Source organism: Gloeocapsa sp. PCC 7428 (assembly GCF_000317555.1).
Lineage (GTDB): Bacteria > Cyanobacteriota > Cyanobacteriia > Cyanobacteriales > Chroococcidiopsidaceae > Chroogloeocystis.
Map to the genome: position 1 here is coordinate 2,186,774 of NC_019745.1, position 12,793 is coordinate 2,199,566.

A 12,793-nucleotide genomic window follows, 5' to 3' on the forward strand; every position below is an offset into this window, starting at 1 on the left:
GCGACTACTTACCAAAGAGCGCGAACGCCTTCACCAGCGGGTTGGGTGGTTCCAGCAGCGCCGTTATCGTCAAGGTCGTTATCATCATTGTTATCAGTGTCTGTATCGGTTGGTGCTCCTACTCCAGGGGTAGTTGTATCAGGAGTTGTTGCATCTGGTGTTGTCGTTCCTGGGACAGTCGGATCAGTCCCTAAACCAGGTGAGGTTGCATCTGGGGTCGTCGTTGTTGGTGCAGTCGGGTCGGTAGGTTGTCCTACGCCTGGGGTCGTCGTTGTTGGTGCAGTCGGGTCGGTAGGTTGTCCTACGCCTGGAGTTGTTGTTCCTGGTGCAGTTGTGGTTCCTGGTGCAGTGGGGTCAGTAGGTTGTCCTACACCTGGAGTGGTTTGTGCAACAACGCTTTGAATGAAATTAGATTGATTTAAAGCGGGGACAGCAAGGATTGCAGCGCCAGCAAATCCTAAAAAACCTGTAAGCTTGAGCAGCATTTGGCGTTTCCGTGCTTGCATTGATTTCTCCTCAAAATACACACTAAGGACAAGGCGAACTATCGAATAAATGTCATTAAGTTTCGCCTGAGGTGGGTTCGTAAAAGTCGAACCAAGAATTTTTACTCAGTTTAGGGAGATGTGTTAAAAATTTTCTCTTCCTTGAGTCGTAGTTTGTGCTTTTGATACGTTTTGTTTATCAATGCTAATTGACGTGTAATACTATGATTTTTTTACTTACACAACCCAAGTTGAATGACTAAATCAAGTACTTTTTTATACACTACAAAGTAACGAGGAACTATGTGATAATTGAGCTATTCCACAACTGTGACAAGAGTGCCTAACCTCACTTGACTGAATAACTCCTCAACATCTTTGTTGTACATCCGAATACAGCCGTGAGAAGCTGCTGTACCTACTGTTTCAGAATTAGGAGTACCATGAAAACCGATCGAATTTCTCCCATCACTCCAAAACCCAATCCAATACGATCCTAGAGGATTTTCAGGATGTCCCCCTGGAATTCTCTCATCCGTTAAGGGACTAATCCAAGTAGGATTTTTTAACATTTGACCTACGCGAAAATTACCAGTCGGAGTTTCCCAGCCAGGACGACCGACTGCAATAGGATAGCTTTTAATCGGTGTTTCTCCCTGATACAGAGTGACCTTACGGCTATTTAGCTGAATCTTTAACCTTAAAGGCGGAGTCACGCGATTGACTGGCTGATTAGTAGGGGGTTGAGAGATAGCCGATTGGATGACAGATGGCTGCGATTCTGATAAATTTTGCTGATGAGCAATCTGGTGAGTAGCGACATTGATTGCTACGACTACACCCGCCACTGCAAATAGTTGCTTGATCATCTGAAAAATCTAGTCTCTGGGTAAAAACAACTATTTTATCTAGAAAGCAGCAAACTTAGCCATAAAACATCTGACTTAGGTTATAAAACCAAGGCGATTATTTGTTAAAATGACTTTCTTACAAGTAATTTACTCGATCATGAAGAACAGGTAAATCGCACCAAACTTTAATAATATTAATTGGGGCTATGAGTATTTTTTACAGTATTGAAGTCATTAAATATGAGATGAATATCAAATTCTGATAAGCATTTATCAACTATTACACTCTAGCTCTAAAATTATAATATTCAATATAAAAAAGTGATATTTATTGAACTTGTACTACAAAATTTTGGTCCTTATCTAGGACGACAAGTTATTAATTTGCGTCCTAAAGAAGATGAGCGGTTTTGCCCGATTATTTTATTTGGTGGGATGAATGGTGGCGGAAAAACTACGCTTATGGATGCAATTCGTCTTGCTTTATACGGACATCGCGCTCAATGTTCTACGCGGGGTAACTTGAGTTATCCTGACTTTTTAACACAATCAGTTAACCGTTACACTGCCATTGGCGAAGAAACTGCAATTGAACTAGCTTTTGAAAATATTTTAGATAATGTCCAAGTTGAATTTCGGATTAAACGTAGTTGGACTAAAAACCCTCGTAATGGTAAAGATACATTGGGGATTTTAGTTGACGATTGGCCTGATAGTGCTTTGGCTCAAATTTGGGATGAACGAATTGAAGATTTACTTCCTTTAGGAATTTCAAATTTATTTTTATTCGACGGCGAACAAGTTAAAGAGTTAGCCGAACAAGATGTACCTACTCCAATGGTTGTTGAAGCAATTCGCTCTTTGCTTGGGTTAGAATTAGCTGAACGATTGGCAACAGATATAGAAATTTTAGTGAATCGGCGACGCAAACTTATTGCCGATAGTCAAGCACTCATAACTTTAGAAGATATTGAACAAAAACTGAATCATCAGCAAAAAGAATATCAAATTGCCAAAGACCATTTAGCAACAATTCAAGATAAATTAACTTATGCGCAAAAGCACCAGCAAGAAGCTTCAGATAAATTTATTTTAGAAGGTGGTAAAATTGCGGCTGAACGCAGTCAACTAGAAATTCAGTTATGTTATCAGCAAGAAGCAGTCACACGCCACCGTGATGCGCTTACTGAATTAGCTAGTGGAATTTTACCCTTGAGTTTGATATCACCGCTTCTTGTTCAAGCGCATACTCAAGTACAACAAGAATACCGACAACAGCAAGCACAAGTGAATAAAGATGTATTATCTGAGCAAGAGCGAAAATTTTTGCAATACGTTACTAAAATAGGATTAGACAGTGAGCAATTTGAAAAAATTAAATTATTTTTCGAGCAAGAAATTGAAGCTTTAAACCAAGATATTCAGTTAAAAGAATTGTGGCTATTAGCTGATGAAGAAAGTATTTTTCAACTTAATCAAATTCTTACCCGTGATTTAGCAGATTCGCAGTCTTTAGCAAAAAAACAACTTAATAATCTCAAAATTCAAGAAGAAAATTTAGCAGCAATTGAGAGACAACTAGCAGTCGCACCTGCACCAGAAGTTTACGAACAACTAGGTGATGCAGTTAAATTGGCTCAAAGTGAACTTGCTAACGTTAAAGCTGCTTATGAGTTAGCAAGAAGACGATGCGACGAATTAGCAACAGTTATTGAAAATACGAAAAAAGAGTTAGCACAATATAGCGAGGAAAATATTGATAGAAAAAATGACGAACATATTATTACCGCATCAACTAAAGTACAAACAACACTGAAACTATTTCGAGAAAAACTAACGTTGCGTAAACTAAATCAATTAGAGTCTGTGATTACAGAGTGTTTTTTATACTTGCTGCATAAGTCGGATTTAGTGCATCGAGTTGCAATTGATACAGATACTTTTAGTCTTTCGCTTTACGATTTTCAAGGACAATTAGTACCAAAGCATCGTCTTTCTGCGGGAGAAAAGCAATTACTCGCGATCGCCCTATTGTGGGGATTAGCACGTGTCTCAGGGCGCAACCTCCCAATTGCGATTGATACACCATTAGGGCGACTCGATTCTTCGCACCGCAATAACTTAGTTGAACGTTACTTTCCTTCCGCGAGTCACCAAGTCATGCTGTTTTCTACAGATACTGAAATCGGTAAAAATGAAGTTAAACAACTCCGTGCTAACGATGCGATCGCCCGCGAATATCTTCTAAAATACGATTCAGCAAAACGTTGCACCATTATCGAACCAGGTTATTTCTGGTAACGAGTTAGTGGAAGTGAAAAAGTGTGGCAGGTGTGGGAGAGATTTGATGATTATTGCTCTTTAATACTCAATAACCCAACTACCCGCCTACCCTACTACCCTACTATCCTGCTAGCTCTATTATGGAACCACCAATTGATCGCATTCATTTATCACAAACGGCAAAAGACCAATTAACTAAACTTAAACGCATCACTAAAATTGACCAGTGGAATATTTTGTGTCGCTGGGGATTTTGTCGATCGCTTGCTGAACCTGCTATTCCGTCACCAATACCAATTCCTGCGGATAGTAACGTAGAGATGACGTGGCGCGTGTTTGGTGGAGATCTCTCCGATATACTAGCGATCGCTTTGAAACAACGCTGTCACAATGATGGCTTGGGTACTGACAAGGAAACGCTAGCAACACAGTTTCGCCTGCACTTGCATCGCGGGATTGGTTATCTAGCTGGTGATCCGAATATCAAGAAAATTGAAGATTTAATTGAATTAGCTTTGCCGAAATGAAGCTTTCATTTGCCAAGTTTGCTTCTATAATCAAACACAAAAGTTTGATTTGTCATGGAAGCTCTGGAAATTGAACGTCATAGAGCCGCGATCGCGCGTACTGATTTATCACGTCCGGTGCGATTAGCTATAGAATGGGCAATCGTAAATAACGATACCACGTTCTTTGATTACGGTTGCGGCTACGGTGGTGATGTTGAGCGCTTAGCAGCGCGTCATTACACCTGTGCGGGGTGGGACCCGTACTACCGTCCTGATACGCCGCGTACGGCTGCGGATATTGTTAATTTGGGCTATGTTCTCAACGTCATTGAAGACCCCGAAGAACGCCGCGAAGCGCTGTGTCAAGCTTGGAACCTGACACAAAAAGTTTTAATTGTTGCGGCCCAAGTTTTAATTCATGACCGCAGCAATGCCAAAATTGCTTATGGTGATGGCATTGTCACTCGACGCAATACGTTCCAGAAATATTACGAGCAAGAAGAATTAAAATTATACATCGATGAAGTTCTGCAAGTTGATGCTGTCCCTGTCGCGTTAGGAATTTACTTTGTCTTTCGCGATGACACTGAAAAAGAAAGCTTTCGGGCTTTACGCTTTCGTTCGCGGAGTTTGACACCGCGCGTCCGCACGCCGAGTAAGCGGTTTGAAGATTATCAAGAACTCCTAATGCCACTGATTAATTTTGTTACCGAACGTGGCAGATTACCCGTTAAAGGTGAATTAGCGGAAACTTCGCGTCTACAGCCCGTTGGGCATCCTGCGGCGGGCGGCTCCCGTCACGATGCGAAAGTTTCCAAGACAGCGGCACAAACCGAGATATTACTCGAATTTGGGACTTTTCGCCGCGCTTATAATGTGATTTTGCAAGCTACTGATGAAGCCGAGTGGGATGCGATCGCGTATCGTCGTTCGTTGGATATTTTAGTTTATCTTGCGTTAACGCAGTTTGGTAAACGTCCTGGATTTAATCAGCTTGCGCCTGAACTTCGTCAAGACATCAAAGCCTTTTTTGGTACGTATCAAGAAGCTTGCCAAGTTGCGGATAAAATGCTGTTTAGCTTGGGAAAACCTGGCGTTGTTGCTCAAACGTGCAAGCAAAGTAAAATTGGTAAACTCTTACCAACAGCATTATATGTCCATGTTTCGGCGTTACCCGAACTCGATCCGTTACTGCGAATATATGAAGGTTGCGCTAGCCGCACGATTGGACGCATGGATAATGCGACATTAGTTAAATTTTATACAGATAAACCCAAAATATCGTATCTTTTCTATCCAGATTTCGACACACAGGCGCATCCAGCTTTACACACAAGTATGCAAATTGACTTGCAAAACCTCAGTGTGGTCTATCGCGAGTATGACACTGTGGCAAATCCGCCAATTCTGCATCGTAAAGAAACTTTTGTGACACCGAGTTACCCGCTGTACGAAAAATTTGCGAAATTGACGCGGCGCGAAGAAAAATTAGGGTTATTCAAGAATACGCGCACTATCGGAACACGCGACGGTTGGCAAAAATGGTTAGAGGAAAAAGGTGTGGAGATTAAAGGCGATCGCATCATTTCCAAATGACGCTTATTAAGGCGATCGCTTGGTAGGTGAAGCGCTGAAAAAATCAAAACGCACTGTTTGGGTTCTCAAGGCGATCGGGCTCATCAAAATCTTCAGCAACCACCAGCGGTAATCCACGCAGCGGATAGTCAGAATTTAAAGATGGAGTTGTCTGTTGCAGCACAGTAATTTTTTCCTCCTTGACTAACTCTGCTAATAAAAACTGCATCACCTTCAATTTTTCAGTTCGAGGTAATTGCTTCAGTGTTGGTAATAGCTTTGTAATAGCCATAAAGTTTTACATGAATTCTATGGCTATATTCTCTCACCTTTGTCGCTGCGCTGTCGTTTTCTCTACCCTGAAGCATTTCAGTCGAGGTATGTTGCGAAGATTCCAAGGGTGGGAATTTGTTGAAACAGCTTGTAGAAGATGGAGTTGCGCCGCATGAACTTGTCGCTATAGTAGTGTCAATTCAGTCTGCCCTCGATTGGATCACAGTTTGCTCATACACCTAATTCCAGTCACAGCGAGATGCATCTATTCGAGTTGTTTTCTACCCGACGGTGACATAATTAACAGAACTCTAACAACTTCTAGAAAAATTGCAGTCACAGTTAAAATGCTAATTACTCCTCAAATCGTTTGACTTGTAGGGTAAACCCTGGTAGCACATCTTCACCCGACAGCTGGGTAGGTAGCGATCGCGTTTCTTTTGCTTGTCCTAATCGATAAATTTCTACTTGTTGATCCTGAGGATTAAATAACCAACCGAGACGGACACCGCTATCAAGGTATTCTTGCATCTTAGCCTGAAGCATTTCCAGCGAATCGGTTGGAGAACGTAATTCTAATACAAAATCTGGCGCGATTGGCGGAAACTTTTGCCGTTGTTGTGGTGTGAGTGCCTGCCAGCGAGATAACTCGATCCATGCCGCGTCAGGAGAGCGATCGCCGCCACTAGGTAGCTTAAAAATTGTTGAAGAACTAAAAACTTTTCCCAGTTGTGTTTGACGATTCCAAATTGCCAAATCAGTACCGAGTTCGAGTTCGCGGTTGCCACTGTTGCCGCCTACAGGTGGCATGATAATTAAATCTCCATCGGCATCGCGTTCGACTCGAAGCTCTGGATTCGAGATGCATAATTGATAAAACTGTTCATCGGTCAAATGAACTGATTGCAGGTTAAGAGTCAGAGGCAGAGTGAGCATAGAAGTCATCTTGCCGATCTGCAACTATTTGCGGTAAAGTCGTGTACTTGAATTTAGCACATTGCGTCTGTACTTGAGATTAAGGACTTCTTGGGCAAAGAAGCAATTCCATTCCCAATAGTGAAATTAGTTAAACTACTTGCGATAACATTTGTTCTCAATCCAAAATCTAAAATCCGAAGTTATACAAGGTGGAAAGAGTGGCTAATCGATCGCTACTGCAAGTCTTTCAAAGCCGCAAAATGGTGGCATTACTGTTATTGGGCGTTTCATCAGGTTTACCGTTGTTACTAACGAGCAAAACACTACAAGCGTGGATGACTGTTGAAGGAGTCGATTTAAAATCGATTGGGTTGTTTAGTTTGGTGGCTTTACCGTATTCGCTCAAGTTTCTTTGGGCACCGATACTCGATCGCTTTGCGTTACCATTTTTGGGGCGACGGCGCGGCTGGTTAATTGCACTGCAAATTGGCTTAATTTTAGCGATCGCCTTCATGGGATTTCAACAACCCGCGCAAGCGTTGCAACTACTCGCGATCAATGCCTTATTTGTCGCTTTTTTCAGTGCTACGCAAGATATCGCTGGTGATGCTTACCGCGCAGATGTTCTCGCCGAAAAAGAAATGGGTGCGGGTGCAGCGGTTTTTGTTCTAGGTTATCGCGTTGCTTTACTCATTACAGGTTCTTTAGCACTCATCTTGGCAGATCGCATTTCTTGGACAAGTGTTTATTTGCTCATGGCATCGGTGATGATTATCGGTGTGATTGGTACTCTCATTGCACCCGAACCCGAAGGACACATTCAACTTCCCGCCTCGCTATCCGAAGCCGTTTTGTTACCTTTTGGTGAATTTTTTCAACGCTTGGGCGCGCTAACAGGATTCTTCATTTTATGTTTTATCGTCCTCTATAAACTTGGCGATGCCTTAGTCAATAATATGTCTACGCCCTTTTTACTGCAAATTGGATTCACGCAAACCGATATTGGCGCGATTCAAGGAGGAATGGGATTAATCGCCACAATCGTTGGGGCGCTGGCAGGAGGCGCAATTTTAAGTAAAATTGGGATTAATCGCTCGTTGTGGGTCTTTGGTGGCTTGCAAGCTATTAGTAACCTCGCGTATTTTATGCAAGCGCAACTAGGGAGAAACTACCCCTTTATGGTGCTAACAATTAATATTGAAAACTTTTGTGCAGGCTTGGGAACTGCGGCGTTTGTTGCTTTTTTAATGAGTTTGTGCAATCAAAGATTTTCGGCAACGCAGTATGCATTACTCTCTAGTTTGATGGCTGTTAGTCGTGATATTCTGGTCGCCCCCGCTGGTGCCTTGGCAGAATCCACCGGATGGTCTTTGTTTTTCATTATTAGTATCGTCGCTGCAATTCCAGGATTGTTATTACTTCCCGTCTTTGCACCGTGGAACCCGAAACCTGTAACTGTCCCCAAACCAAGGTGAGAAGAATAACGAAATAATTCAGTTGTAGGATGGAAGAAGAAAAGTGTAATGACTAGCTGCAACGAAAATTAGCGCTGCGCGGAGTTATTAATAATGAATAAAGTTAACTCAAAAGTTTGAAATATGAAAATCTTACGCGAATATATAGCTCCAGTCCTTGCAGTTATAGGATTTTTAATTGCCTTGATTGCAGTTAGCGCCCGTATCTTTTTACCCAGCGATATGGCTGCGCCTGCACCGATTGAGGAACCTACGGCGATACCTAAACAAGCACAGTTATTCAAGGTGAATAGCGCGATCGCCGAAAATCCCTTGCAACATATCTCAAGTTCTCGTGTCTGAACTCATACCTGGATATACGATTCGTGCTGGTGGTGTTGATCGCGCGTTGTTACTCAAATTCATGCAACGCACGTACAAGGAACTTTTTCCCGAACAAGACTTCTCGCACCTCGCCCGCACTGTTGAACAATACTACTCGAAAGAAACTCCTTTGTGGTGGGTAGAATTAGCAAATCAACAAGAAAATTACCCCTCACTCCTCGCCCCTCGCCCCTCGCCCCTCATAGTCGCGTGCCTTTGGGCGGGAAATGCTATCGATCAAGTTAAAGGCGATCGCTATACGCACATCTTTCTACTTTATGTCGTACCCGAACACCGACGGCGCGGAATAGGCACAGCTTTGATGCAGTATGCCGAAACCTGGGCAAAAAAAAGAGGCGATCGCCAAATTGGTTTACAAGTGTTTCGGTGCAACCAATCAGCATTAAATCTTTATAACCACTTAGGCTACCAATCTGCGTCAATATGGATGGTGAAAACGTTTGATCCTTGAAGACCTGTCGCCGCGTAAAATAAATAAAGCAGTTTTCACTGCTATTCGTAAGCACTCGGATTGATGCAAGAATAAACCACAATGCTTGATCGTTGGTCAAAGGTCATCGGTGCTTTTGTCTATCCAATTACCTGTTACCGTTTACCATCATCAAGAAACACCCCCTGTTAGATTGGCGGTAGGATACGATACTGTAGCAGTATGTACGATGAAGATGACATAAATAGTGTGCTTGACCAGGAGATTGAGCTAGAAAGTCCCTTAGACCATCTAGGGTCGCTTAGTGCTGAGTCAGAGACACCAAAATTCGATCCGGAGGCGATGTTAGTGCTGCTGGATCATCCGCAAACACAACAACGGATGTTGGCGGCGCGTGCGTTTTCGGATATTGAAGATCGCCGCGCTATTCCGCATTTGATTCGTTTACTGCGCGATCCTTGTCCTTTGGTGCGAGTCAGTGCTGCATACGGTATTGGGCGTAACCCTAGTCCTGATGCTGTCGAACCATTGATCGAACAACTCAATCAGGATTGGAATGGTTATGTGCGTAAAGGTGTTGTTTGGGCTTTGGGAAATTGCCGCGATCGCCGCACTTTAGCACCGCTGGCGGATGCTTTACGAACTGATATTTCTGCTGTTCGACTGTGGGCAGCAAGTGCTTTAGCACAAATGTCACAAGTGAGTTACGATGCGGTAGTGGGTGCCATGCCACCCCTTATTGAAGCGTTAGTACAAGATCCCGTCGCCGCAATCCGTAGTAATTGTGCGTGGGCGATCGGTCAATTGTGCCGTGAGTTGCCTTCTAATGTTGTTTATGCGACAGCAGTTGATGCTTTAATTCAAGCTTTTGCCGAAGACGAAGATTTAGGCGTTCGCGAAGATGCCAAAGCTTCCTTATTAGGAGTGGGCGATCCGCGTGGTTTGCAACTTATTGAAACGTTAGAACAAGAAGGATGGTTTTAGAGGTCAGAGGGGCACGGCAGTGTCCTATACTCATTAGAGTAAATGAAATTCTCGAAGTGCAGGAACAAAGTTTTTGTTTTCGTGGCTAGGGCGACTCAGCTTAATTAATGCAAAACGCTGCAAAGGAGTTAGCGATCGCCACTGCTGCAATGTCATTGTCACGCCAACTTCTTGGGCTTTTAGTTGTAAGTCGCTAGGTATCGCTGTATCGTTTAACCATGCTGGATGCGATTCTATGGGAAGTTCTCCTGCGGTAACACCTGTATGCTGCTTGACTAACTGCTGGAGAAAATCGCGGTAAGCACTCGCTTGTTCCCCACTACAAGGTTTTTCGACTAGCGCTTGGCGTTCAGCAGCACTAAATTGCGTCCAGTGCGATAGCTTTAATTTCACGCCACACGTATCTAATTTGTAGCGCACTTGCATCGGAATACAACGCAAACTATCAACAAAATCAGCCTCAAATTGAAAAAACTCATTCATATAGCAGAGGTCAGAGGTCAGGGTTAATGCGGTTGGCGCGGTTTGGCATTGCGAATAATCCAGTAACTGATTGATAAACCCAAAATAGCAATTCCTAAACCAATTAAATCAATGCCTCCCGTTTTTTGTAAGTCCAAAATAATAAATTTTCTAGCAACAGCAATGAGTGAAGTTACAATTACTAATTCAACTTGAATAACGTGCTTTCGGAGATATGCTGTAATATTTTCTAATAACTCTAATGCAATTAAAATATTTAGAAATAAACCAAAAACCTCAAACAAAGTTCTTGTAAAAAAACCAACAGGAGCACTGAAAATGTCTTGGAGTAAAATGACAAATAGATCGTAAACAGCTACAAGAATGACAATTACCATCAATATAGATAGTAGCTTAGATACGAGTGTTTCTATGCTGCTAATTGTTTTTAAAAAGTTGTTGTCGCTAAAACTAGCTGCGACGCGCCGCGATAACCTTCTTAACCAAGACATTTGTGTAACAGCGATTGTAAAATCATATGCACCGAGGATACTTGATTAAGGTCACTCAACACAATACTGTGCCACAGCAGAAGTCAGGGGTCAGAGAGTTGAAGAAGCAGAGGGAGTAGGGGAGCAGAGGAGCAGAGGAGAATACATCTATTAATTCATCACTAGCCACTCATCACTCAAAACTCAAAAATTTAATAACGTCCTAACTACATTGACCATTGCGGTAATTACTCTACAACAGTTAAATTAAGAGCGCGCGATCGCTGCGTTTGAATCAATGATAACTGTGTCGTCAAAAGAAAACTTACAAAACTCGCGATCACAATTACGGGCAGCATCGCGGTATCAGAAAGCACACTGAGAATTACACTCGTACTTATGGGGGTTTTTGTGACAGCAACATTTACCGCCGCCATCAAACAAACCATACCAATCGTCGGATGAATTTGGGGAAAAGCCAACGCGATCGCCAATCCAATCGCGGCACCAATATAAAATAGCGGAAAGATAAACCCGCCGCGAAAACCCGAATGCAGCGTACAACTAATCGCTAACATTTTCGCTACAGCGATCGCAACTAACATCGTCACTCCAAATGTCGCCCCAGTTTCGACAATCGTTTCAATTTCTTTTTCGCCAAAAAACAGCGTTTGGGGAAAGAAATACGCAATTAGTCCAATCGATAACCCACCTAAAGTAGCGAGTAAGATTCTACGATTTGCAGCGTACTCGCTGAGATGACCTATAGCCCGAAATAGTAGAACAAATAATAAGGCAATTAACGCGCCAATTCCGCCCAATAACGCGCCTTCTACCAAATTTATCAACGAAAGTTTAGGAATTGCTGTAAAGTGATAAATTCCCCCGATTGTTAATCCTGTATTGAGACGAAAGACACAAAAACTTAAAATTGCCGAAAGTACCGCTGGAATTAGCGCTTCATAGTATTCTAGACCGCGACGATGCGGAATTTCTAACGCAAACAATGCCCCACCCAGCGGCGCGCCAAAAAATGCACCCAGCGCAGCACTCATTCCGCAAAAAGTCATTACGCGAATACTTTTCGCCGTTAGCTTGAGTTTTTGTCCTAGCCAACCGCCAAAACTACCATTAACTTGTACTAATGGTGCTTCTGGACCTGCGCTTCCACCAAAAGCAATTGAAAATAGAGAAGCAATCAGCATGGCTGGGGTTTGACGAATCTCGATATGTCCAGGATCGTGAACTTTATCAACAACAAATGCAACTTCGCCAGGAAGCCCCAGAAAATACAAAGTCAAACCTACAAGGAAGCCACCAATCGTAGTAGCAATCCAAATATAATTCTTTGCTAAAAATTCGCTGGCAAACCTTAATTGTAGAAACTCTGGAACACTTTTCCAAATAATATCTAAACTTAGTTCTAACGAATAGTAATAAATTGTAGCTACTAAGCCGCCAGCAATCCCAATCATCGCGGCAAGTAAAATAAGCTGCTGATAACTCAGTTCCTCATTTGTACGGTCTACTTCAGAATTACCTGCGATCGCACTTTGGCTAGAAGCTGATGATGACATAAAATGTCCTATTAGGCTTTCAAGCAAAATTCTTTTTTATTAACTTATTTGCGATCGCTTAAAAGTGTTGTAGACATTGTTACCGAACGCAACGCA

Annotated in this window: 14 protein-coding genes; 7 read left to right on the forward strand and 7 right to left on the reverse strand. The window is 42.6% G+C overall.

Features of this window, described 5'->3' with window-relative positions; all coding sequences use genetic code 11:
* Window positions 1-8: 8 nt before the first annotated feature.
* Together GLO7428_RS25965 and GLO7428_RS09560 are read right to left on the reverse strand one after the other, a co-directional pair.
* Complete coding sequence (locus tag GLO7428_RS25965; RefSeq protein WP_015188360.1) at window positions 9-506, reverse strand: hypothetical protein; 498 nt, start codon at window positions 504-506, stop codon at window positions 9-11.
* A 296-nt stretch (window positions 507-802) separates the two neighbouring features.
* Window positions 803-1,354, reverse strand: a complete 552-nt coding sequence (locus GLO7428_RS09560; RefSeq protein ID WP_015188361.1) for a L,D-transpeptidase — start codon at window positions 1,352-1,354, stop codon at window positions 803-805.
* A gap of 303 nt (window positions 1,355-1,657) precedes the next feature.
* Between GLO7428_RS09560 and dndD the strand changes: the two genes are divergently transcribed.
* The 3 genes from dndD (at window position 1,658) to GLO7428_RS09575 (ending at window position 5,724) form a co-directional block, all read left to right on the forward strand.
* Window positions 1,658-3,637, forward strand: coding sequence for a DNA sulfur modification protein DndD (dndD, locus tag GLO7428_RS09565; RefSeq protein WP_015188362.1), 1,980 nt, complete (start codon window positions 1,658-1,660; stop codon window positions 3,635-3,637).
* A 122-nt stretch (window positions 3,638-3,759) separates the two neighbouring features.
* Window positions 3,760-4,146, forward strand: coding sequence for a DNA sulfur modification protein DndE (gene dndE, locus GLO7428_RS09570; RefSeq protein ID WP_015188363.1), 387 nt, complete (start codon window positions 3,760-3,762; stop codon window positions 4,144-4,146).
* A 54-nt stretch (window positions 4,147-4,200) separates the two neighbouring features.
* Entirely contained in the window at window positions 4,201-5,724 is a 1,524-nt protein-coding gene (locus GLO7428_RS09575; RefSeq protein WP_015188364.1) for a DNA phosphorothioation-associated putative methyltransferase, read from the forward strand.
* A 43-nt stretch (window positions 5,725-5,767) separates the two neighbouring features.
* On the opposite strand, the gene GLO7428_RS09580 is transcribed toward GLO7428_RS09575, so the two are convergent.
* Entirely contained in the window at window positions 5,768-5,995 is a 228-nt protein-coding gene (locus GLO7428_RS09580; RefSeq protein ID WP_015188365.1) for a hypothetical protein, read from the reverse strand.
* Window positions 5,996-6,330: 335 nt separating this feature from the next.
* The gene (locus GLO7428_RS09585) at window positions 6,331-6,912 is read right to left on the reverse strand and encodes a Uma2 family endonuclease (protein WP_041918575.1); all 582 of its coding nucleotides are present in this window, start codon (window positions 6,910-6,912) and stop codon (window positions 6,331-6,333) included.
* A 242-nt stretch (window positions 6,913-7,154) separates the two neighbouring features.
* Here GLO7428_RS09585 and GLO7428_RS09590 point away from each other — a divergent pair, with 242 nt between their 5' ends.
* From GLO7428_RS09590 to GLO7428_RS09605, 4 genes are all read left to right on the forward strand, one after another.
* Window positions 7,155-8,369: an MFS transporter gene (locus tag GLO7428_RS09590; RefSeq protein WP_051038500.1), complete on the forward strand. Its 1,215-nt coding sequence runs from the start codon at window positions 7,155-7,157 to the stop codon at window positions 8,367-8,369.
* Window positions 8,370-8,492: 123 nt separating this feature from the next.
* Window positions 8,493-8,711: a hypothetical protein gene (locus GLO7428_RS09595; RefSeq protein ID WP_015188368.1), complete on the forward strand. Its 219-nt coding sequence runs from the start codon at window positions 8,493-8,495 to the stop codon at window positions 8,709-8,711.
* Window positions 8,704-9,204: an N-acetyltransferase gene (locus tag GLO7428_RS09600; RefSeq protein WP_015188369.1), complete on the forward strand. Its 501-nt coding sequence runs from the start codon at window positions 8,704-8,706 to the stop codon at window positions 9,202-9,204. The genes GLO7428_RS09595 and GLO7428_RS09600 overlap by 8 nt, the downstream gene beginning before the upstream one ends.
* Before the next feature lie 201 nt (window positions 9,205-9,405).
* Window positions 9,406-10,167, forward strand: a complete 762-nt coding sequence (locus GLO7428_RS09605; RefSeq protein ID WP_015188370.1) for a HEAT repeat domain-containing protein — start codon at window positions 9,406-9,408, stop codon at window positions 10,165-10,167.
* A gap of 33 nt (window positions 10,168-10,200) precedes the next feature.
* On the opposite strand, the gene GLO7428_RS09610 is transcribed toward GLO7428_RS09605, so the two are convergent.
* The 3 genes from GLO7428_RS09610 to GLO7428_RS09620 form a co-directional block, all read right to left on the reverse strand.
* Window positions 10,201-10,650 carry a nitrate reductase associated protein gene (locus tag GLO7428_RS09610; RefSeq protein ID WP_015188371.1) on the reverse strand — a complete coding sequence of 150 codons (450 nt, stop codon included), beginning with the start codon at window positions 10,648-10,650 and terminating at the stop codon, window positions 10,201-10,203.
* 23 nt (window positions 10,651-10,673) lie between these two features.
* The gene (locus tag GLO7428_RS09615) at window positions 10,674-11,141 is read right to left on the reverse strand and encodes a phosphate-starvation-inducible PsiE family protein (RefSeq protein ID WP_015188372.1); all 468 of its coding nucleotides are present in this window, start codon (window positions 11,139-11,141) and stop codon (window positions 10,674-10,676) included.
* A gap of 227 nt (window positions 11,142-11,368) precedes the next feature.
* Window positions 11,369-12,697, reverse strand: a complete 1,329-nt coding sequence (locus GLO7428_RS09620) for a chloride channel protein (RefSeq protein WP_015188373.1) — start codon at window positions 12,695-12,697, stop codon at window positions 11,369-11,371.
* Between the last annotated feature and the right edge of the window lie 96 nt (window positions 12,698-12,793).